This window comes from Cesiribacter andamanensis AMV16, assembly GCF_000348925.1.
Lineage (GTDB): Bacteria > Bacteroidota > Bacteroidia > Cytophagales > Cyclobacteriaceae > Cesiribacter > Cesiribacter andamanensis.
In genome coordinates this window covers 1-21,811 of record NZ_AODQ01000014.1, presented here as the reverse complement: position 1 = coordinate 21,811, position 21,811 = coordinate 1, and the positions used below count along the sequence as shown (strand labels likewise).

At 55.8% G+C, this 21,811-nt stretch carries 17 protein-coding genes; 9 read left to right on the top strand and 8 right to left on the bottom strand.

All coding sequences use genetic code 11. From position 1 onward, the window contains the following. Window positions 1-34: 34 nt before the first annotated feature. Both ADICEAN_RS04320 and tnpA read left to right on the top strand, forming a co-directional pair. Complete coding sequence (locus ADICEAN_RS04320) at window positions 35-2,020, top strand: DUF3857 domain-containing protein (RefSeq protein ID WP_009194308.1); 1,986 nt, start codon at window positions 35-37, stop codon at window positions 2,018-2,020. A gap of 396 nt (window positions 2,021-2,416) precedes the next feature. Continuing rightward, a complete protein-coding gene (gene tnpA, locus ADICEAN_RS04315) occupies window positions 2,417-2,869 on the top strand; it encodes an IS200/IS605 family transposase (protein ID WP_009194306.1) in 453 nt (150 codons plus the stop codon). A gap of 224 nt (window positions 2,870-3,093) precedes the next feature. Here tnpA and ADICEAN_RS04310 read toward each other — a convergent pair whose 3' ends face one another. Beyond that, window positions 3,094-3,522, bottom strand: a complete 429-nt coding sequence (locus ADICEAN_RS04310) for a ribosomal maturation YjgA family protein (protein WP_009194305.1) — start codon at window positions 3,520-3,522, stop codon at window positions 3,094-3,096. Between the two features lie 164 nt (window positions 3,523-3,686). Between ADICEAN_RS04310 and ADICEAN_RS04305 the strand changes: the two genes are divergently transcribed. Both ADICEAN_RS04305 and ADICEAN_RS04300 read left to right on the top strand, forming a co-directional pair. Continuing rightward, window positions 3,687-8,828 (top strand): carboxypeptidase-like regulatory domain-containing protein, encoded by a 5,142-nt coding sequence (locus ADICEAN_RS04305; protein ID WP_009194304.1) that lies wholly within the window; start codon window positions 3,687-3,689, stop codon window positions 8,826-8,828. Beyond that, the gene (locus ADICEAN_RS04300) at window positions 8,749-9,567 is read left to right on the top strand and encodes an alpha-2-macroglobulin family protein (RefSeq protein WP_040396204.1); all 819 of its coding nucleotides are present in this window, start codon (window positions 8,749-8,751) and stop codon (window positions 9,565-9,567) included. The genes ADICEAN_RS04305 and ADICEAN_RS04300 overlap by 80 nt, the downstream gene beginning before the upstream one ends. Window positions 9,568-10,012: 445 nt before the next feature. Here ADICEAN_RS04300 and ADICEAN_RS22930 read toward each other — a convergent pair whose 3' ends face one another. Genes ADICEAN_RS22930 through ADICEAN_RS04285 form a run of 3 tightly spaced genes read right to left on the bottom strand, consistent with a single transcriptional unit; the run spans window position 10,013 to window position 12,559 of the window. Continuing rightward, window positions 10,013-10,192: a hypothetical protein gene (locus ADICEAN_RS22930; RefSeq protein ID WP_009194302.1), complete on the bottom strand. Its 180-nt coding sequence runs from the start codon at window positions 10,190-10,192 to the stop codon at window positions 10,013-10,015. A 4-nt stretch (window positions 10,193-10,196) separates the two neighbouring features. After that, the gene (gene feoB, locus ADICEAN_RS04290; RefSeq protein WP_009194301.1) at window positions 10,197-12,344 is read right to left on the bottom strand and encodes a ferrous iron transport protein B; all 2,148 of its coding nucleotides are present in this window, start codon (window positions 12,342-12,344) and stop codon (window positions 10,197-10,199) included. Then, entirely contained in the window at window positions 12,341-12,559 is a 219-nt protein-coding gene (locus ADICEAN_RS04285; RefSeq protein ID WP_009194300.1) for a FeoA family protein, read from the bottom strand. Before ADICEAN_RS04285 ends, feoB begins: the two co-directional genes overlap by 4 nt. A gap of 452 nt (window positions 12,560-13,011) precedes the next feature. Between ADICEAN_RS04285 and ADICEAN_RS04275 the strand changes: the two genes are divergently transcribed. The 5 genes from ADICEAN_RS04275 to ADICEAN_RS04255 all read left to right on the top strand — a co-directional run bounded on the left by ADICEAN_RS04275 (window position 13,012) and on the right by ADICEAN_RS04255 (window position 18,338). Continuing rightward, window positions 13,012-13,323 (top strand): hypothetical protein, encoded by a 312-nt coding sequence (locus ADICEAN_RS04275; protein ID WP_009194299.1) that lies wholly within the window; start codon window positions 13,012-13,014, stop codon window positions 13,321-13,323. A gap of 115 nt (window positions 13,324-13,438) precedes the next feature. Then, window positions 13,439-13,864: a hypothetical protein gene (locus ADICEAN_RS04270; RefSeq protein WP_152426312.1), complete on the top strand. Its 426-nt coding sequence runs from the start codon at window positions 13,439-13,441 to the stop codon at window positions 13,862-13,864. Window positions 13,865-14,091: 227 nt separating this feature from the next. Continuing rightward, window positions 14,092-14,994, top strand: a complete 903-nt coding sequence (locus tag ADICEAN_RS04265; RefSeq protein ID WP_009194297.1) for a bestrophin family protein — start codon at window positions 14,092-14,094, stop codon at window positions 14,992-14,994. 19 nt (window positions 14,995-15,013) lie between these two features. After that, window positions 15,014-15,646, top strand: a complete 633-nt coding sequence (locus ADICEAN_RS04260; protein WP_009194296.1) for a carbonic anhydrase family protein — start codon at window positions 15,014-15,016, stop codon at window positions 15,644-15,646. 190 nt (window positions 15,647-15,836) lie between these two features. Continuing rightward, the gene (locus tag ADICEAN_RS04255; protein WP_009194295.1) at window positions 15,837-18,338 is read left to right on the top strand and encodes a zinc-dependent metalloprotease; all 2,502 of its coding nucleotides are present in this window, start codon (window positions 15,837-15,839) and stop codon (window positions 18,336-18,338) included. 446 nt (window positions 18,339-18,784) lie between these two features. Here the strand turns inward: ADICEAN_RS04255 and ADICEAN_RS23825 are convergent, their stop codons facing one another. From ADICEAN_RS23825 to ADICEAN_RS22540, 4 genes are all read right to left on the bottom strand, one after another. Then, the gene (locus ADICEAN_RS23825; RefSeq protein ID WP_009194294.1) at window positions 18,785-19,090 is read right to left on the bottom strand and encodes a type II toxin-antitoxin system RelE/ParE family toxin; all 306 of its coding nucleotides are present in this window, start codon (window positions 19,088-19,090) and stop codon (window positions 18,785-18,787) included. Continuing rightward, window positions 19,074-19,307, bottom strand: a complete 234-nt coding sequence (locus ADICEAN_RS04245; RefSeq protein ID WP_009194293.1) for a hypothetical protein — start codon at window positions 19,305-19,307, stop codon at window positions 19,074-19,076. The genes ADICEAN_RS23825 and ADICEAN_RS04245 overlap by 17 nt, the downstream gene beginning before the upstream one ends. A gap of 381 nt (window positions 19,308-19,688) precedes the next feature. Continuing rightward, complete coding sequence (locus ADICEAN_RS04240; RefSeq protein WP_009194292.1) at window positions 19,689-21,272, bottom strand: IS1182 family transposase; 1,584 nt, start codon at window positions 21,270-21,272, stop codon at window positions 19,689-19,691. 215 nt (window positions 21,273-21,487) lie between these two features. Next, window positions 21,488-21,811, bottom strand: a 324-nt coding sequence (locus ADICEAN_RS22540) for a hypothetical protein (protein ID WP_040396196.1), incomplete at its 5' end; no start/stop codon positions are given.

The following is a 21,811-nucleotide window of genomic DNA, read 5'->3' as shown; positions in this document are numbered from 1 at the left end:
TGCGGTGGCTAGCCGCAGGCCCACTTTATCCGATATGCAACAAACCCGATACATTCTTCCCCTCCTGGCGGGCCTGCTACTGGCCCTGCCTCTGGCGGCCCTGGCCCAGGGCTATGAAGCCTACAGCTGGGACAAAAGCCCCAAGCTTGCCAAGCTACCCCCGGCCGAGATCAAAGCCCACCAGGAGATCACCCTGCTGCGCCATGTGCAGTATGAATTTGTGTACGAGTCCAACAATAGCCCCACCATGTACTACACCCGCCATGAAACCACCCGGGTGAACAATGATAAGGCGGTGGCAGCCAATAACCGCATTTACATCCCCATGTACCGGGTGCAGGAGCTGGTGGATGTGCGGGCCAGAACCATTCAGCCCGATGGCCGCGTGGTGGAGATCAACAAGGCCGACATCAAGGAGGTGGAAGATAAAGAAGCCGGCGCCGGCTATAAGATCTTTGCCATTGATGGCGCCGTGGTGGGCAGCGAGATCGAATTTTACTACACCTGCAAAATGACGCCCAAATTCTACGGGCGGGAGTATTTTCAGGGAGACAGCCCCCTGAGGAAAAGCAGCTTTAAGCTGATTGCCCCGGCCAACCTGCAGTTTGAGTTCAAGAGCTACAACGGCTATGCCGAGGTGGTGGAGCAGGAGGGTGATGAAAAACGAAATATCTACACCGCCAGTGCCGAGGGGGTAGCCCCGCTTAAATCCGAAGCCTTTGCCTCCTATAACGACAACCGCAAGCGCATCGAGTTCAAGCTTACCTACAACAGCGTAAATGGCAATGTAAAGCTTTTTACCTGGGAGAATGCCGGCAAAAACCTTTATGAGAATATCCACGGCCTGGATAAGCAGGAAGATAAAGAAGTGGCCAAGCTGCTGAAGGCCATGAAGGTCGATCAGTACAGCACTCCCTACCTGAAGGCCGCCGCCATTGAAGACTGGGTAAAGACCAAGTTCTACATCAATACCAATTCAGACGCCTCCGATCACATTGGCGCCATTGCCCGCAACAAGTTTGGCAGCAAGTTTGGCATTACCCGCCTTACGGTAGCCCTGCTGGAGAAAGCCGGTATTCCGCTGGAACTGGTGCTGACCAGCGACCGCGGCGATGTTAAGCTGGATGGCAGCTTTGAGTCCTACAACTACCTTGAGGATTACCTTATTTACCTGCCCGGTGAGGAGAAATACATAGCCCCCTACATGCCGCAGTACCGCCTGGGCATGACTCCGGCAGAGTTTACGGCCAACTGGGGCCTGTTTGTGCGCACCAAAATGATCCGGGATTATGCCCACCCTATCTCCGAAATCAAGTACATAGCCGCTCCCAAAGCAGATGATAACCACGATAATATGGTGGTAGCCGTAGACTTCAGCGAAGACCTGAGCGCCAATACCATTAAACTGGACCGCAGCTTTAAGGGCTACCAGGCCTCCTACATCAAGTCGGCCCTGCCCATGCTGGAAGAAAGCCGTCGCCAGGAGCTGCTCAAGGAACTGGTGAAATTCATGGCCCAGGATTCGGATATCGAGGAGATGAAGTTTGCCTCTACCGATGTTAGCTTCAAAAACTTTCAGGACCCCCTGGTGGTAAACAGCCGCTTTAAAAGCGCTGCCTTTATTGACCGCGCAGGCGGTACGGTGCTCTTTAAAGTAGGTGAGCTGATCGGGCCTCAGTCCGAGCTCTACCAGGAAGAGAAGCGCCTGATGCCGGTAGAAAATGAGTACAACCGCAGCTACCTGCGCACCATTACCGTTACCATTCCTAAAGGCTATGAGATCCAGAACCTGAAGGATCTGGCCATAAAAGCCAGCGCCAAAGACGATAAGCAGGAAGTGGTGTATAAATTCGACTCCAGCTACAAACTGGAGGGCAACACGCTGACTGTAGAGGTAAGTGAGTTTTACGAGTCCATTTACTTCCCGCTGGAACGGTTCGAGGATTTCCGCAAAGTGATCAACGCCGCCGCCGACTTTAACAAGATTGTGCTGGTGATGAAGAAGGGAAAACAGGGGTAAGGGCTCCTGCTGTTCCTTTAGCCTTGCCCCCATAGCCTTGCCCTCATAGCCTTGCCCTCACAGGCAAGGCTTTTTTTTATGTCGCCCCGTTGGGGCTTTGGGCTGCTGGTGGTTGATGTGTTTGGCTCTTGCCCTTACAGGCAAGGCTTTTTTATATCGCCCCGTTGGGGCTTGGGGCTGCTGCTTGTAGATGTGTTTGGCTCATATTCTACTGTAATGTTTTATGATACATCCCCTATGTAGTATCATCCGGACAAGCCCCAAGGGGGCGACATGCATAGAGCTTAGCCTGTAAGGGCTATGCGTGCATATCTATGCCCCTAACAATTCGATGTTACCCCCTATCACTCCAACAAATCATAATTTTGTGTTGTTACAGAGCCAAATTCTCTTCCAATGCCCCAGTCGCTTGTCAGATGCTATGTTCACATTGTTTTCAGCACCAAGCACCGGCAGCCATGCCTGTTCTCACCAGTAAAAGAACAACTTTGGGCCTATTTGGGAGAACTTTGTCGCCAGCAAGGCTCCTCACCGATCTGCATCGGTGGCTATACCGATCATGTTCATCTCCTTTGCGAGCTTTCCAAAAAGAGTACCCTTGTAAAGCTGGTGGATGTACTAAAGGCAAATTCGTCCAGGTGGATGAAAACAAAAGGGCACGAATACGAAGGATTCTACTGGCAGGCAGGCTATGGTGCGTTTTCCGTTAGCCAGAGCCAGCTGGAGGTAGTGCGAAGCTACATCCTGCGCCAGGAGGAGCATCACCAGCAAAAGGAATTTCAGGCAGAATTCCGCCACCTGCTCAAAAAACACGAACTGGATTGGGACGAACGCTATGTCTGGGATTGATTGGGGATATGCCCATACAATCGATCCCATTATTTCAACCCCCGCATTCCGGCACCGGATCCTCGGGAACCCCATCACCCCATCACAACCCCCCCCCAGCCCTGACAGGCTGGGCTGAGATATGTCGCCCCGTTGGGGCTCAAATTACAGTAAAGCCCCAACGGGGCGACAGAATTCTAGCCCAGCCTGTCAGGGCTGGGGGTATGGGGGGATGGGAGGATGGGTCATAATGCTCTCAGGCTTGTCACCCGCACCCCCCAATCCACCCCAAACGCCCCCAAAACCCCCACCGCATACCGCAGCAGGTCAAGGGGCAAAAAGCCCCTGCCGAGTACCAGGGCCCCCGGTGTGGTGTGTCGCAGGGCCACAATCCAGTCGGCCTGGTACAATTGGCTGAGCTCGATGGCAAAGCTGAACAGCAGGCTTGCTACAGCCGCAAAAAGAAGGGGTCTGGCTGGCAGCAGCAGGCGGATGCCCACATATACCATGGCTGCCCAGAGCGCATCCCCGGCATGCTCCGCCAGGAAGGGGGGAAGCGCCTGGGCATATTTTCGACTGGCCAGGCCCAGGGCTATGATCAGCAGCAGGGCGGTGGCATACAAAATTCGTGTTTTGTAGGGGCGGGCGTTGTGGAAATCAGCGGGCTGGTGCATCTGTAAAGAAAGGGCTCTGGAGGGAACAGATTTTCGGTCGAAAATAAACTACTTCCTGTCAAAACCCAAACGCCTTTTAATTGAACGGTGCGCCCATAAGAAATTAGGGCAACACATTCTGCTTTCGGAAGTGCATATTGTTTCATTCCTTTTATCTTTGGCCTATGCGGTATTTTCTACTCCTCTTCTCCCTGCTTTTCTTTACCTCTGCAAGCCAGGCTCAGGACCTGCTCACCGGCCTCCGGAACAGCCCCTATACCTACATTTATGCCCTTACCAATCCACAGGCCCGCAAGGCCTACAAAGATGAGCTTAAGAACGTAGATCCGACCTATTTTCAGCAGCTGGTCGATTCCTTCGCCACCGGTAGCCTGTACCCAAAGAAGCTGGCGCCCGGCAATTACCTGTTTGTACATGCAAAACAGGAGCAGCTGGTTTTGGAGCTGGAAGGGGTACACAATGTAAGCCTTCAGCTTATCCCCGATCCCAAAAGACTGGTAGCGGCTTTTTATAGCCCGCAAGGGGAGCTGATCGAAGGCGCCTTTGTTACGGTTAATGGCAGGCGCATGGCCTACCAGACCGATACCCGCCTGTACCAGCGCCGCTACCGCCAACGGTGGAAACTGCTGGAGGTAGAGCATCAGGGGGTCAGCAACTTTTTTGCCCTGCAGCCCCAGGGCTGGGGCTATGGCAGAAGCCGTACGCTGGTTCGCAAAGTGATTTATTTTAAGCCTGTTCGCCTGTTGTGGAAGCCGGTGCAGGACGTGGTGCACTCCATTCGCTGGGGAGAAACACAGGGCTGGCTGCGGCTGTTTGATCGCTCGCTGGAGCCGCACGAGCGCTGGGGCCGGGAAAGACGCCTCAGGGGGTACCTGGCCATGAACCAGCCCGTATACCGGACGGGCGATACGGTCTTTTACAAAGCCTTTGCCCTTAAAAAGCACCGCCCCTTTAAAAAGCCGCTGGAGCTGGAGCTCCGGGGAAGGACCCGCAGCGGCTACCGCACCTTCTCCCTGGGCACCCTAACCCCCTACCGGCCCGGCGCCTACGAGGGGTATCTGCTGCTGCACGACAGCCTGGGCCTGCAGCTGGACACCTATCCCGAGCTCATGCTCAGCCACAGGCGATTTTCGCTGGAGCAACAGTTTAAGCTGGAAGATTATGAACTGCGGGGCAATACGTTTACCATGAGCGCCAGCAGCGACTCCTGGGTACAGGGGGCGCAGCCGGTGCTGATCCTGCGGGCGGCTGATGTAAACGGACTGCCCCTGATGGGCGCCGAGCTGGAGCTGCAGCTAGTCACCGAGCGTGTAGGGCAGCTGGCTGGCCCTTCTACCCTCAGCATACCCGATACGCTCTGGCGCCATAAGCTTCAGCTGGAGCCCGTATCCGAAACCCAGCTGAAGCTGCCCGACAGCATCTTCTACCCTGCCGCTATCCGCTATACCCTGCTGGCTACCCTCAAAACCCCGCAGCAGGAGTTTCTTCGGGAGAAGCTGAGCGGACATTACTCTCCCCAGCGCCTGCTGGACCTACAGCTGCAGGGCGATAGCCTGCACCTTCGCTGGCTGGAGCAGGGGGTATCGGTAGCCCGTAGGGTGTCCGTTAGCATAACCGCTGCCGGTCAGCCGGAGCAGCAGCTTGAGCTACAGCTGCCTCAGCGCCTCAAGATTGACCCTCTCTGGCAGGAGGTGGCCGTACAACGAGGACCCATGCGGGAAGTGCTCCAGCTAGGGAACAAACCCTCCCTGGTAGCGCATGAGGCCCTGCGCACCCCTGATTCCCTGCTGATCCGTTTCAGCAGTGGCCGCGGCATCCCCTACTGGTACTCAATCTACCGGGGCAAGCGCAGCAAGCGGCGCATTGCTGGTGGCTACAGCAGTGGCGACCCCCTGCTCTGGAAACAAAAGGTTTCCAGGGGGGAGGCCTATTATGTGCAGCTCAACTATCTGTGGGGAGGCCAGATCCACAAGGAGCAGGAGCAGATACCCCTGCTGAAGAAAATGCTGCAGCTGGAGCTGCAGGCGGTAGGGCAGCAGGATGGCGAAGCTGAAAGCCCTGCTACAGTCACTCCCGGGCAGAAGGTAGCGCTGGGTGTGCAGGTGCGGGATTACAAAGGCAGGCCGGTGAAGGGGGTGGATGTAACGGCCCTGGCCTACAACAAGCAGCTGCCCGGCAGCCTGCAGCCAGGCGTGCCCTACCTGGGCAGGGAAAAGCAGTACCCCTTCTTTATCCGTCAGCCCCGCCAGCTAGTCCTGCAGGTGCAGCAGCAAAAAGAGCTGAACTGGCCCCTATGGCGGCAACGCCTGGGGCTGGATAGCATTGCCTTTTATCAGTTTCTGTACCCGGGCCAGGAGGTTTATACCCATACACTGCCCACGCCGGATTCCAGCACCCAGCTGGCCCCCTTTGTTGTGGAAAAGGGGGTGCCGCAGCAGGTGCATGTGCTTTACCTCAACGATGTTCCCGTATACTACAGTGAGGTGGCCACCCAGCGCCCCTATTCCTTTCTGGTAGATTCCAACCGCTCCTATAAGGTAAGCATGCGCACAGCCAGGCACCTCATTACCCTGGACAGCATGCGCTTTGCCGCCGGCCAGAAAACCATCCTGAGCCTCGGCAAGGAAGTGGAGGGAACCCGCATTCGGGTAGAAGAAATGCTACCGCAGCTTACACCCCTGGAGATCAACCGCCTCAACAACTACCTGATCGTAGTCAATCACAGCTACAACCAGCACTATACCTACCTGGAGCAGGAGGGGCAGCTGCAGCTGGTTAATGTGCCTTCTGCCTCCCAGCATACCCGTCAGGTGCTGGCAGGACCCTTTACTACCAGTTCGCTGCGCTACGAGGTGATCGACAAGTTTAAAACCAGCTTTCAGGCAGAGCCGGGCTATCAGTACCGCATTACGCCCGGCATGATCTTCGCCAAAGAAACCAAGCCGGTTCGGGATCCCAGCTTTCTCCGTCCGCGCCTGGTACGGCCCCGCTTTGAGGAGCTGGCGCTTACCGAGCCTCAGGTACAGCAGCTATGGCAGCAGTACCTGGCGCTGCAGAACAAGAAGGAGGTATTTTACAACTACCCCCGCCAGACAGCTCCCGGTGCCGGCAAAATAGGGCTTCGCTACAGCTGGGACAGCCTAAGGCGCCAGCAGCCCCCTCAGCTGCAGCAGGTGCTGGTACTGGGGCTCAGCGATGCGGAATTTGTGCAGGTGTACCCGATAAATATGCCCCTTACCCTTACGGATGCGCTGCTCCACAACCTGCCGCCCGGCCGCTACAAGCTACTGGGCCTGCTGAGCGACAGCACCTACCTGCAGCTCGATTCCCTGCCTGTTTTGGCCCATGCCACCACCTTTGCAGATCTCCGGGAAGTGCCCCTGCGGCCGGCCGACCAGAGCATCGAGCACATCCGAACCATTATGCTAAACAATGCCTCCAGCTGGTCTCCGGGAGAAGCTCGCTCAGAAAAGCGCATCCAGCAGGAGCTGAGCTATTTTGGTCAGCTGGGCCGGATGCAGTCCTCGGGCAGCGGTTCTCAGCTGATTCAGGGACGGGTTACCGACGCCTCTGCCGGCGATGGGCTGCCTGGCGTGGCCGTTACGGTGAAGGGGAGCAATATTGGCACTGTAACCGATATGGACGGTAACTACAGCCTCTACCTCAACCCCGGCGATGTGCTGATCTTCAGCTTTGTAGGCTTTGCCAGCCGGGAAGAAGCCGCCGGCGGCAAAAGCCGGTTGGATATTGAGCTGGCCGAAGATATTGAGCAACTTCAGGAAGTGGTGGTTACCGGCTATGGAGCCATAGCGAAAAAAGAAATGACCTATGCCCTGCAGGGAGCCGTTGCGGGTGTGCAGATACGGGGTGCAGCTTCAAATGATTGGAATTGGCCAAGCGATACTGGAGGGGAAGGTAGCCCCCTGATTATCATTGATGGGGTACCCTTTACGGGAGATGTTAGTACGCTTGATCCGGCCCTGATGTCGGCGGCCATTCTCATGAAGGGGGAGGAGGCTGCCGCGCTTTATGGCAGCCGGGCAGCGGGCGGGGCCATTCTCATTACCACAGGTACGCACACCCGTGGCAAAGGAAAAGAGGGGGCTGCGCCGGCCCTGCTGGGGGTTGGCAGCCAGCAGAACAGCCTGCGCAGCAACTTCCGGGACTGGGCCTTCTGGCAGCCGCGCCTCCTGACCGATGCGCAGGGCCGGGCCAGTTTTACCGCCCGCTTTCCGGACGATGTTACCGCCTGGGAAACCCAGCTGCTGGCCATTGGCAATAAGCGCTACAGCGGCTATTCCAGCCAGACTATCCGGGCCGTAAAAGCGCTCTGGGCCGCCCTGGCAATGCCTCGCTTTCTGCTCAGCGGCGATTCTGCCCAGCTGATGGGCCAGGTCAACAACTATACGCCCGACAGCCTGCCGGTGCGTACGCTCTTTACCATAGAAGGTCGCCCGCAGGGGGGACGAAATGCGCAGCTGATCACCAGCCTGCAGGATTCTGCCTGGATCTCCCCTCAAACGACCGACTCCCTCACCCTTACCTATGAGGTAATGGGGCAGCAGGGAGGGCTGCTGGATGGCGAGCGGCGGAAGCTGCCTGTTTACCGGAGGGGGGTGCGCGAGGCCAGGGGAGAATTCCTGATCCTGCGGCCAGATTCGGCCCATCGCCTGCAGCTGGCACCTAGCGAAAACCCCTGGCAGCTGCAGGCCTATGCCAACAAGCAGGAGCCGCTGCTGCAGGAAGTGCATGCCCTGCTGGACTTTGCCTATTACTGCAATGAGCAGGCCGCCTCCAAGCTCTATGCCCTGCTGCTCATGAACAGGGCACAGCTGGAGCAGGATAAGCAGCCCCGCCGCCAGGCACTCATCAAGCGGCTCATCCGCCAGCTGGAAGAAACCCAGCGCCCGCAGGATGGCCTCTGGGGCTGGTGGCAGACCCATACAGGCGAGTTATGGATCACCCGCCACATAGTGGGCGCGCTGCAGTTGGCCAAGGAAGAAGGGTACCCGGTGAAGTATGATCCCGCGGCCCTGCAGAAAACCCTGCGCTGGCAGTTGCAGGGCAGCCGCTACCCCAGGGAGCAACTGCAGCTGCTTGAGGTGCTCAGCCAGCTAAAAGGCCGGGGGCGTACCCTATCAGGAGCTGATTCCCGTACTGGAAGACAGCCTGCAGCAGGATGCGCTGGCCCGCCTGCGGCTGCTGCGCCTGCGGGCTACCGCCAATATGCCCTATACGGCCGCCGATGTGCTGGCCCTGAAGCGGGAGACCATGCTGGGCGCCTACTATTGGGGGGAGGAAAATAGCTGGCACCCGGAGCATACCAGCCCCATAGCCACGGCCTGGGCCTATGGCCTGCTGCAGGAGCTGGGCGCCACCGAAGCAGCCGATAAGGCCGAGCTGTACCTCTGGGACAAGCGCCCGGGGGGTTACTGGCGCAATACCTATGAGTCGGCCCAGGTGCTGATGCAGCTGATGCCCCGCCTGAACCTAACCGAAAAAATGGAGCCAGTGCTGGAGCTACAGGTGTTTGGCCAGACCCACCTCTATACCGAGCTGCCCATACGCAAGCCGGTAGGCCTGCCGCAGGCCGAGGTGGCCCTGAAGAATGTGGGGAATACCCCTCTCTATCTCTCAGCTTCAACCGAGCGCTGGCTGGACGCCCCGGAGGCAGCCGGTACCGATTTTACCATTCGTACCCGCTTTGCCGGTGATAAGCAGGTGCTTAAAAGGGGAGAGGCCATCCAGCTGATCGCCCATGTGGAGGTGAAAAAAGCTGCCGAGTATGTGATGGTCGAGATCCCCATTCCGGCCGGCTGTACCTATGAGGATAAGAACCGGCACTGGACTGAAATGCACCGGGAGTATTACCGGGACCGGGTGGTGATCTTTTGCCGCCGGCTGCCCGAGGGGGAGCACCAGTTTACCCTCAACCTGCAGCCCCGCTTTGCCGGTACCTATACCCTAAATCCGGCCCAGGTATCGCTCATGTATTTCCCCACCTTCTTCGGCCGCAGCGGCATGCGGCAGGTAGAGATCCGCTAAGGGGGGAGGGGGTGGCGCACTGTGCTGGCTACTACCTGATGCCAGATCGCTCAGGTTCCTTCCAGGGCAGTGGTACGTGTACTGTATCTGCCAACTCGTGCTTCGAATCACTCGTGGCACGAGTATGTCCCAATTGCCTCTCCAGATGAGGTAGCTATACCCAAAGAGGTGCCAGGAATAGCAGATTTCGCTGGTTCGAACCCAATGTCATTAAGTTAAGGTTCCGATTTATGTGGGAGTTCGGAGAACTCCAAAATAAATGTCACAGGTTCAGGGCGGCCCACGTTGGGAATCTGCGACAGTTAGATCGACAAATTAACCTGCTATCGCAGGTTCCCAACGTGGGCCGCCCCGAACCTGTGATTTAAATACGGTGTGTTCTCTGAACCTACCTTTGCTTAACTTAATGACATTGACCAGCGCTGAAGCAGAAGGGGCGTGCAGCTTATTTTACGCCAGCCTGCCGGTTTTCCAGCTCCTTCTCCAGCTTGCCGATATCCAGCGCACAGCTACTGCAGCCGCGGGCGCAGCCTCCCCTGGCCGGGCGGAAGCTGGTGTAAAGCAGCCTGCCAATGTAGGTGAGGGCCAGCAAAAACAGGATGCAAACGAGGATTTCCTGAACCATGGCGTTAGGATAAAAGCTGGTATACTAGCAAGGCAGAAACATAGGCCAGGCCGGTCATGTAGGCCGTCTGGATGAGCGGCCATTTCCAGCCACCGGTCTCCCGGTATACAACGGCCACCGTGCTGGTGCACTGCATGGCAAAGGCGTAGAAGACAAGCAGCGAAAAGGCCACCGCCAGCGTAAAGCGGGGCCCGCCGGTGTCCGGATTGGTCTCGGCCTGCAGGCGGCTTTTGATGGTGCTTTCATCATCGGCTGCGCTGCCCACACTGTACAGGGTGGCCATGGTGCCTACAAACACCTCCCGGGCCGCAAAGGAGGTGAAGAGGGCAATGCCGATCTTCCAGTCGTAGCCCAGGGGGGCAATGGCCGGCTCTATGGTTTTGCCCAGCAGGCCGGCATAGGAATGCTCCAGGCGCAGGGAGGCCAGTTCGTCTTCCAGCTCCGGAGTATCGGCATGGGCAGTGCGGTAGGCTTCTTCAGCCCTGGCCATGCGGTCGCCGGGGCCGTAAGAAGCCAGCACCCATAGAATAATGGAGACGGCCAGGATGATCTTGCCAGCCTCAAATACAAACACCTTTGATTTTTCCAGCACCATGTAGAGCACATTGCCCCAGCGGGGCCAGCGGTAAGCGGGCAGTTCCATGATGAGGAACCCCCCTTTTTTGGCCCGGATAATAAATTTCATGAGCAGGGCAGAGCCTATGGCCGCCACAAAGCCCAGCAGGTACATGCCCATCAGGGCAATGCCCTGCAGGTTGATAAACCCCCAGATCCGCTCATCGGGCACTACCAGGGCTATCAGAATGGTATAGACCGGCAGGCGGGCCGAGCAGCTCATGAAAGGGGTCACAAAGATGGTGATCAGGCGGTCCTTCCAGTGATCGATGCCGCGGGTAGCCATAATGGCGGGTACGGCGCAGGCCAGGCCTGAAATAAGGGGTACCACGCTGCGGCCATTAAGGCCCACCTTGCGCATCAGCTTATCCATCAGAAACACCACCCGGGCCATATAGCCGCTCTCTTCCAGCAGGGCTATCAGCATAAACAGCAGGGCAATCTGCGGTACAAAGATCACAATGCCCCCAATGCCCGGCAGCACCCCCTCTATGAGCAGGCGGCTGAGCACCCCCTCGGGCAGCAGGCCCTCCAGCAGGCTGCCCAGGCGGGCAAACAGGCTGTCGATCAGGTCCATGGGTACGGTGGCCCAGGCAAAAATGGCCTGGAACATCAGAAAAAGCACCCCAAAAAACAGCAGGTAGCCCCCAATCTTGTGCGTCACCACCGCATCAATGCGGGCGCTTACCGACTGGCGGCTGCTGGTATCGGGCAGCTGCACTACGGTGCTTAGCACTTCCTGAATGCGGGCATAGCGGGCTTTGGTTTCGGTGATCTGCAGGGCAGGGCGGTCCAGTTTGCTCAGCTTGCCCAGGGCCTCCAGCTGGTCCCGCTCCAGGGGGGACATGGTGTGCAGGTTTTCGGCATGCTGCAGCAGCAGGTAGGCCTCATAATAGGTTTTGCAGCCAAAGTACTGCCGGGCTTCGGCTATGGCCTCAGGAGCCAGCGGCAGCACCTGATAAAAGGGGGTAGCGGCAGGCTGCAGCTCCCGGCTCAGTACCTGCTTCAGCTCCTGCAGGCCCTGTCCGTTGCGGGCATTCATCACCACTACGGGAATGCCGCCCAGCTGCCGGCTGAGCTGCTCTGTATCTACTGTAATGCCGCGCTTTTTGGCCATATCGGCCATGTTCAGCACCAGCACCAGGGGCAGGCCCAGATCCAGGATCTGGCTTACCAGCAGCAGGCTGCGCTCCAGGTTGCTCATGTCGGCTACGGCCACCACCACATCGGGATAGTCGGCCGAGCTGCGGTTCAGCAGCACATCCAGCACCACCTGCTCATCGTTGGAGCGGGGGTAGATGCTGTAGGTGCCGGGCAGGTCCAGCAGCCGGGCCGAGGCCTCTCCCTCCAGAAGCAAGCGGCCGCTTTTGCGGTCTACCGTAACGCCTGGGTAATTGCCAACCTTCTGGTTAAGGCCGGTTAGCAGGTTAAAGAGGGTGGTTTTTCCGGAATTGGGATTGCCCGCCAGGGCTATGGAGTAGGTGGCCGAAGGGATGCTGGCTACAGGGGCAGGCGCCACAGCAGTTTTTGGGCTCATGCTACCTCAATTAAACGGGCCTCATCGATGCGCAGTGACAGGCTGTAGCCCGAGATCTGTACCGAGATCGGACAGCCCAGCGGCGCTTTAAAGTTGAACTGAACAGCCTTTCCGGGCAGCAGCCCCATCTCCAATAATTTTATGGTCAGATCCGAAGATCTCAGATTGGTAATGGTGCGTGTATCGCCGGGGCGTAACTGATCGAGCGTTGTCATAAGCGTGCGTTCCCTTCAGATCGGTTCGGTTTTTTCTTCTCCTGCAAGTTAAACAGTATTTAGAAAGATTCTAAATTATAAGGACGCTAAAGCAGCGGAATGTACAAGAAAAATAGCCCGCTGCACCCCTGGCATTTCCGGCAGAGACCAGCAGCGTCTGTAATTCCCGCAGGAGGGAATAGGGCGCCACTGGCAGGGGCAAAGGGGGGGGCGGTCTGCCAAAAGGGGTGGCCTGCAAAAATTTTTTTCACAAAAAAAAGGCCATTCTGAGCTCTCTGCACCCCTTTTTCTTTAGCAGGAATCACTGGTCCAGGCGTTTTTTTTGGCCCTGGCAAGGGGCGCAAACGTTTACGGAAAGCCTGTGTATATCCTTCAGTAGCAGGTAGTTAGCTTGGGTAACCTTGGGTGGGGCTATTCCGATTAATAGGGGTACTCCTAAACTAGATTTGATCATGCCTTATATACATCTTCAACTACAGCTCTCAAGAGCGTGTTATTGTCTTGGTGGGGGAGGGCCGCTCAAAGACCGGCTGGTGTTTGCGGCGCTGTCGTTAAACGAGCTGGACCTTCACAACCTGCCGGCTACCAGCCTTACCTCCCGCTACAATCTTTTGCTCAAAGAACTGGGCGCTGGCGGCGAAAATCCCAGTGAGCAGGCCATAGAAGGAGCCATCAGCCGGCTTAGCGAAGAGCAGCAGCAGGCCCTCTGCCTGGCCCTGCAGGAATTATACCAGGAGGCGCAGCAGGGGGAGGTCTTCACCTAAGTTCTGGCCTTGATTCCCTATTCCCTAACTTAGGTGCTTCCGTATGCGTATACCCCGAAAAGCTGACCACCACCTGGCAGGCAGCTGAAACCCCATTGAACCCTATTGTACTAGCATGACCCCGCACAATCGGCATACCGGCCCACAACCATCCGGTCCTGCGGCCTCCAGGGCGGGGGCCGCACCGGCTAGTACGCGCATGCTGGAAACGGTGTGCCGCCACATTCTCGATGATCTGGGCGTGCTGCATGAACAGGAGCTACCCCTGGAGCGGCTCTATGCCCTGGCTACAGCCTGTTTGCAGCTTTCAGGAGCTCACCCGCCCCATCAGCCCACACTCCGGCTGCTGCAGCCAGCTTTCGTATCGTTCGCATCAGGGCAACAGGGTGGGCTGATAGCTGCAGGGCAGGCCCATGCTGCATATAAGGGCTGGGATCAGGGTTTGGTGCTGCAGGCGCCTATGGACCAGGAGGCCGGGCGGCTGGCCGATTATCTGCTCCGAAAACACCTCGAAAATAAAGGCGCCCTCAGCCTGCAATAAACCTGCTGCTTCAGGTAGCTGATTGCTCCTGTCAGGGCCTTCCATCAGCAGCCACCAGGCCATGGCCAGCGCCAATCCCCCATTTGCTGAACCATACGGGCCTGGGGCAGTTACCTCTATGGGAACTTACCCCAGAGGCCTGCACCTACCGCTACTGCACTGCCTATACCCCGGCTCGGGCCTTTGCTTGCTGTATAAATGGCCGCATCCGGCCCTATTGGTTTTGTATGCTTGTAAATAAAAGGATCCCGTTCCGATACCTGTTCAATAAAATAAAGCTGGATCTGCTTCGGGTGCTGTTGTTTTCGGTGGTCTTTCACCTGCTGAAGAATTTTGCCGGGGAGTATCTTCCCCATATTCCCTTTCAGCTGCCTACGGTACTGGGTACGGCCATCTCCCTGATTCTGGCCTTTAACATTAACCAGTCCTACGATCGCTGGTGGGAGGCGCGCAAAGTATGGGGGGCTATTGTAAATGATTCCCGTACGCTGATTCTGCAGCTGCAGCAGTTTACCGAGCCAGTGCAGGAGCAGGCCGCCCGCCTGCAGCAGATGGCCAACCGCCAGATTGTGTGGTGCTATAGCCTGGGGCAGTCCCTTCGGGGCCAGCCGCCGCTTACGGCTGAGCAGGAGGCGCTGCTTAGCCCCGATGATCTGGCCTTTGCCGGCGGCCAGAGCAATACACCCTATGCCCTGCTGATGCTGCATGCCCGGGACCTGAAGGCGCTCTACCGGGACAAGGCCCTGAATTCCTTTCAGCAAATACAGCTCGATGGTACCCTAACCCGCCTGTGCGATGCCATGGGCAAGGCCGAGCGCATCAACAATACCGTTTTTCCGGTTACCTACCGGATCTTTATCCATTTTTTCATTTACCTTTTTCTGGTAATTTTATCGCTGGCGCTGGTAGAAACGGTGGGCATCTTAGAGATCCTGATCCTGCCCCTGATCGCTTCTACCTTTTTTCTGATTGAAAAAACAGCCCGGCACATGCAGGATCCCTTCCGCAATAAGCCAACGGATACGTCGGTAACGGCCATAGCCCGTACCATTGAGATCAACATCCGCCAGGTGCTGCAGGAGCCCCATGTGCCCAGGCCGCTGGCGCCGGAAAAGTTCTACCTGATGTAACCTTAAATCCTCACTACCCATGAGAACACTCACCAAAGAAGCCCAGGCCAACCTTAGCCCCGACAGGGCCCTGGAGATCCTCAAAGAAGGCAACGAGCGCTTTGTAAACAACCTCAAGGCCAACCGCAACCTGTTGCAGCAGGTCAATGAAACCTCTACCGGCCAGTTTCCCTTTGCCGCTATCCTGAGCTGCATTGACAGCCGCACCTCGGCCGAGCTGATCTTTGACCAGGGCCTGGGCGATATCTTCTCTATCCGCATTGCGGGCAACATTCTCAACGACGATATTCTGGGCAGCATGGAGTTTGCCTGCAAGGTAGCCGGCTCCAAACTGGTGCTGGTGCTGGGCCATACGCGCTGCGGCGCCATTATCGGGGCCTGCAACCATGTGGAGATGGGTAAGCTTACCGGCTTGCTCAGCAAGGTGAAGCCTGCCCTGGAGGTTGATGCCTCCCTGCCACAGGAACAGCGCACCGGCAACAATCCCGATTATGTGCAGGCCGTTGCCGAAAATAATGTGCACCTGACCATGAAGCGCATTCGGCAGGAGAGCAGCATTCTGGCCGAAATGGAGCGTAACGGGCAGATCCGCATTGTGGGCGGCATGTACGAGGTAGAGACCGGACAGGTGAATTTTTACGACTACGAATAAGCCGGTGGGTTGCCTGGGCAGGGGTGTGAGGCAGGGTACTGAAAAGACCTGCCATGCCCAAAGCTTCTTTTTCCTGAGGCATTTGGCAGGCTGCGGTTTGGAGAGCGCACAGATTTGGGCTACTTTAGGCAATGAGCTGGCCGCAAGGCAGCCAGCCGTTACTCTGTAGCCCTAATTCCTTTTACGCGTCATGACACCTTTTTACAAAGGACTATGCCTATTTGCTGTGCTGGCCCTGGGCCACACCTCCTGTACCCAACCCCCTACTACCGCCGGCCAGGTGCCCCAGTCCCAGACAGAAGGGGGCCGGGCCAAAGCCAACGGGACGCCCAAGCCCTACAGCCAGGTTATCAGCCGGGAGGCAGTATCCGATTCGGGCCTGTTTGTGGTGCATAAAGTGGCCGACAAGTACTACTACGAAATTCCGGATTCGCTCCTGCAGCGCGATTTTCTCTGGATAAGCCGCATTGCCAACCTGCCCTCCGGCCTGGGCGGGGGCTATGTAAATGCCGGCACCGCTACCAACGAGCAGGTAGTGGTCTGGGAGCGCTTCGAGAACAAGCTGCTGCTAAAGACCAAATCCTACAACGCCTATGCCGCCGACAGCCTGCCTATTTACCTCTCGGTGCAGGCCAATAACTACCAGCCTACGCTCTATGCCTTTGATATTGCGGCTTTTTCCCGCGATTCGGCCGGCTATGTGATTGAGGTGAGCAAATTCTTCCAGAGCGATATCAAAGCCATCAGCGGCCTGGATGCCCGCATGCGGCGCGACTATAAAGTGAGCAAGCTGGACCCCGACCGTAGCTTTGTGCGCAGCATCCGCAGCTTTCCGCTCAACATAGAGGTGAAGCAGGAGTTTACCTACGAGGCGGCCGAGCCCCCTTCCAATTCCGAAACGGGCACCATCAGCCTGGTCATGAACCAGTCCATGGTGCTGCTGCCCAAGGTGCCCATGAAGCCTCGCCTCAACGATTACCGGGTAGGCTATTTTACCGTACGCCAGATCGACTATGGGTCCGAAGCACTGAAGTCGGACGAGAAGACCTACATACGCCGCTGGCGCCTGGAGCCCAAAGACCTGGAGGCCTACAAGAGGGGAGAGCTGGTAGAGCCCAAAAAGCCCATTGTGTACTACCTGGACCCGGCCACCCCGGCAAAGCTGCGGCCCTACATCAAGGCCGGGGTTGAGCAGTGGCAAAAGGTATTTGAAACAGCCGGCTTTAAAAACGCCATTCTGGCCAAAGACCCCCCTACACCCGAGGAAGATCCGGATTTCAGCCCCGAAGACGTGCGCTACTCGGTGATCCGCTATGTGGCCAGCACCACCCGTAACGCCATGGGCCCCAGCGTATCGGACCCCCGCTCCGGCGAGATCATCGAAAGCGACATCGTCTGGTACCACAACCACCTGCGCTCCTACCGCAACCGCTACCTGCTGGAGACCGGTGCTGCCAACCCCTCGGCCCGCAGCCTGGCTACGCCCGATGAAGAAATTGGCGAGATGATGCTGGAGGTGATCAGCCATGAGGTAGGCCATGCCCTGGGCCTGCCGCACAACATGAAGGCAAGCCATGCCTATGCCACCGATTCGCTTCGCTCAGGCGCCTTTACCCAGCAATGGGGCATTGCCGCCAGCATTATGGACTATGCCCGCTACAATTATGTAGCCCAGGAGGGCGATAAAGGGGTGCGCTTTGTGCGCCAGATGGGCCCCTATGATCATTATTCCATCAACTGGGGCTACCGGCTCATCCCCGAGGCCCGCACGCCGCAGGAAGAAGTGCCCGTGCTCTCCCGCTGGATCGAAGAACGGGCCGGCGATCCCCGCTACCAGTTTGGCAGCGGCGCCGGCGGCTATGACCCCGCCAGCCAGACCGAGGGCATCGGCGATGATGCGCTCAAAGCCAGCACCTACGGCCTTACCAATCTGAAAAAAGTGGCCCCGCAGCTCATGGCTTGGACGGCCGCCCAGACCAATGAGTACGACGATCTTGAAGAACTGTACGGAGAATTGATGGGGGTCTGGAGCCGCTACATCGGCCATGTGCTTACCAATGTGGGCGGGGTGCATGAGAACCGCCTGCGTCCGCAGCAGGAGGGCTACATTTATACCCCTGTGGAGGCAAAGCTGCAGCGCCAGTCGCTGGAGTGGCTGCTAAGCAATGTGTTTTCCTCGCCCGACTGGCTCAACCAGGCCCAGATTGTGCGCAACATTCACCATGCCAGCCACCTGGAAAACATGCGCAGCCTGCAGGTGCGCCACCTCAATAACCTGCTCTCCTTCGACAGGTTGGCTCGCCTAATGGAAAATGAGGTGAAGGGGGTGGATTATACAGCCCTGGGCATGGTAAAGCAGCTGCAGCAGGGCATCTGGAGTGAAGTAAGCAAGGGGCAGAAGATCGACATCTACCGCCGCAACCTGCAAAAGGCCTACCTGGACCGCATGGACTATCTGCTCAACGATGCGGAGGCCCAGCAGGCCGCCGCCCGCTCGGTGAGGGGCTACAGCACGGCCGTAACGGTGAGCCAGTCCGATATCAAATCCATCGTGCGGGGTGAGCTAAGCCGCCTGGAAAGCCAGCTGCGCTCCGCCCGAGGCCGCTATAGCGATGAACTCTCCCGCTACCATATCGACGACAGCCTGGTGCGCATCCGCGCCATTCTGGAGCGGGAAAGGCTGAAAGGGTAACGCCCTGCAGGCAGAAAATACCTGGATTCCTGTACATGCTGCTATGAGCAAAAACAGTCGGATGCGCCCAGCTTCCGACTGTTTTTTGGTTGGGGCACCCTCCTGTACTACCTTTGTGTCTTGGCCATTTAAGCGGAACCGCAGGGATTTGTGAATGGAAGCCCAAGCAAGGCATCTTCATCCCTTACTGCGGGTCTAAGGCCAGTGAGCTGTAGTGACTGGTCTTTCCTCTCCTGTGGGGAAAAAAAGCGTACCACGGCTTGCTGGCAGGGGGTAGTCTACTGTTGCGCTTTAAGCGTAAAACCAGTGGTGGCAGCTAGTTATTTTGACTTCTTTTGGTGAAAATCCGGTCAAAAGAGAGAATTACCGGCGAGTGGTGTTAGCTAGAGCAGGAGCTGGCTATTTTTCCGGAGGTTGTGCAACAGCTACTGTTGTTGGTCTTAGTGTTATTTTAATTTGTTCGGGCTCTGTCTATTGTCAAAGATGGTATAGACTCTTATTAATCCCTTCCCTTCATCAATCTTGTATATTACAGAATTGTGCTTTGTAATGACCGCTCTTCTGAATTCAGGCTTTTTATTTGAATCAGCATATAGCTCCGGAAACAAGCAAACTACTTTCTCAAATTCTTTTAGCTTGTCCACAAACTTAATCACTTCCTTTTCAGTCCATTCCGCCCTGAGATAGTTAACGATCTGGTTAAACTGCCGCTTCGACTCCTTTGACCAGATTACCTCATACTTTGTCTCCATATCCTGTCCAGAACTCCTTACTTGTCAGTACATCACCTTTATCATGTTCCGATATGCCTCGGTTCAGAGATTCTTTCTCCTCCTGGCTTAAATTATCAAACCAGTCAGTAGTTGCAGCATTAGAGTCCTTTATTGATTTTAAGGTCTTAAGAAGGGAGTTATCATTGGTTCTGGTGATCCATTCAATGATCTCGTACTTTAAAGCTTGAATATTCATACTCCTTATTTGTTCGTCCAATCTAAATATACGAATCCGTTTCCAAACTGGCGGTAGATGTATGGTACGATTTTGCATTCTGAACAACGTTATTAAAATGTGCGAAATTTGGCTTTAAAGGCACTTTTTCATCACCCTTCCCCTGGCCAATCGTCAACGTTGTCTTCCGAAATTATTCTGAACAACGTTATTAAAATGTGCGAAATTTGGCTTTAAAGGCACTTTTTCATCACCCTTCCCCTGGCCAATCGTCAACGTTGTCTTCCGAAATTATTTGATCCCGTCGAAATGGGGAATTAAGACCAACGTCAGGCTGTGCAAAACTCTTTTCTCGCTAAAAAACAGGCCTTAGCATTCGCCTGGGCCCATTTTCAGTCCTTCTCAGCCTGCCTTTAGAAGTTGCCTATTTTTCATCTCAAAAATGAAAAGTTGCTTACAAAGTCTTAGGTAAATTCCTGTAAGTGAGCACAAAGCAGCCTTTAGCCACTTTTCATTGGTTTTCAGTAGGCTGAGCAATCTAAGTAGTTCTTTTACCCCTAAAATGGACATAGCTCTCCTAAGGTTGTAGCAGGTAAAGATCAGGGCCAGCTCCCCGTTTACCTTTTCCAGCCCTTTCATCAGGGTAAAGGTGTAGCCCCAGGCTCTTTTGATTGTTCCGAAAGGATGCTCTACAATGGCTTGCCTTTGACGGTAGGCTTCTTTTCTAAGGTCGACTCTGCGGTTGTTGGCCTCAATGGCTGAGGCATGCTCGGAGCGCACAATGAGCCTGCCGGCTTTGCTGGCAGTACACAGGGCTTTCACAGGACAGCTTAGGCAGGCTTTGGTCTTATAGTGCTTGGCCAGGTTGGGGGTGGCATTCTTTCGGTAGCTAGCGGGCTTGTTCACCTCATAGCAGGAGCCATTGGTGGTGAGGATCTGGCCCTGGGGGCAGGTGTAGTGGTCTTTTCGGGCATTGTAGCGGAATTTCTCCAGGTAGTAGGCTTCTGTGGGGATGGGGTCGTGGCGCAGTTCCCTATAGGCCACCAGGGTAATGATGCCCGCCTGGCGGCACTGGCCCAGCTGCTCCCCATTATGGTATGCTTTGTCCGCTAAAACTGTAATGCGTTTCTTTTCCAGCACCTGTTTGGCAGACAGAGAGATAGAGAACAGCGCTTTGGCATCGTTGCAGGAAGTGGCCTCAAAGTCAAGCAACAGGCTGTGCTGGCTATCCACCGCTGTCTGGCAGTTGTAGCCTACCTCTACTACATTATGGTGCAGCAGCAGGCCCCGGCTATCCCCATCAGAGGTAGACACCTGTCCGTCACAGCTTAGGTCTACCTGCTCTTCGAGCTGTTCATACCAACGCTTTCGTTTTTGTAGCTGCTCCAGCCCTTTTTCGATCTCAGCTCTGGAGCTAGAGCTGAGACCGGCTGCTTCCTTTTGGTCTTCTTCTTCCAGCAGCTCCAGATAGGCATCTGTCTTTTGCTGAATGTAGCCCAGCTGGCGGTCGATCTTCTTTTGGTTGAAGTTGTTCTTTCTGGAGTTCTGTGCCCGCAGCTTGGTGGAGTCTATGGCCACATACCTGCCCTTGAGCAGCCGGGCTTTTTTCAAGAAAGCCACAAAGGCCCGAAAGACCTGCTTGAGTTGCTTAGGATGCGCTTTTCTGAAATCCGCTATGGTGTGATAGGCAGGGCTGAGGCCGCCCAGCAGCCAGCGTATTTCCAGGTTGCGTCTACACTCCTGCTCCAGCATTCTGGAGGATCTAATGCGGTTGGCATAGCCATAGAGATACAGCTTTAAAAGGTGAGCTGGGTCAAAGGAAGGCCTGCCCGTTGCCTTGGGAAGAACACCATTGAATCCCATCTCCAAAAGTGGCAGGGCATCTACAAAAGCATCAATAACCCTAACTGGATTATCTGCTCCAATGGATGCCTCCAGACTCGTTGAAAAAGTCTGACTCCGGTCTTGGCCTGTCAGGTGGTGCATGCTTTTAATTTACAAAACCCTGTTGGTAAAGTGAAGAGAATTCAACAGCTTTAACTAAGCGTCTTTCCGCACAGACTGACGTCCATTGAATAAAGCAGGCGACCATTCACCGGCCTTTACTTTGCCCACGCAAAGGTAGACAATAGCATTGTCAATGGCTGAATGCGCTGTGGGAGCTTGCTTTATTCTGTTGTTACCTGGCGTTTTATTTATTTTTATTCTGCCACAATCGCTAATATATCTACATCAGTCCATACCCCGAACTCTACTCTCGGTTCATGCTTCGATGAATTGATAACCATTCCATATTCATTAGATCCATTATCGAGTCTGTCCAAATGTGAAGCTGTCTGGTCAAATGCAACGATTTTGATAATTCGCTGAGTTGCAAATGATACTTTAGTTTTAGACCCTTCAAGTCTTTTTGCTACCTCACTTGAATAATGGGTAAAATCTGAGTCAACTTCATAGAGTCCCGATTCCTCGCCATGAACATTAATTAAAGAGTCAAACTCTGCTTGTGTAGGCTTGAAGAAAAC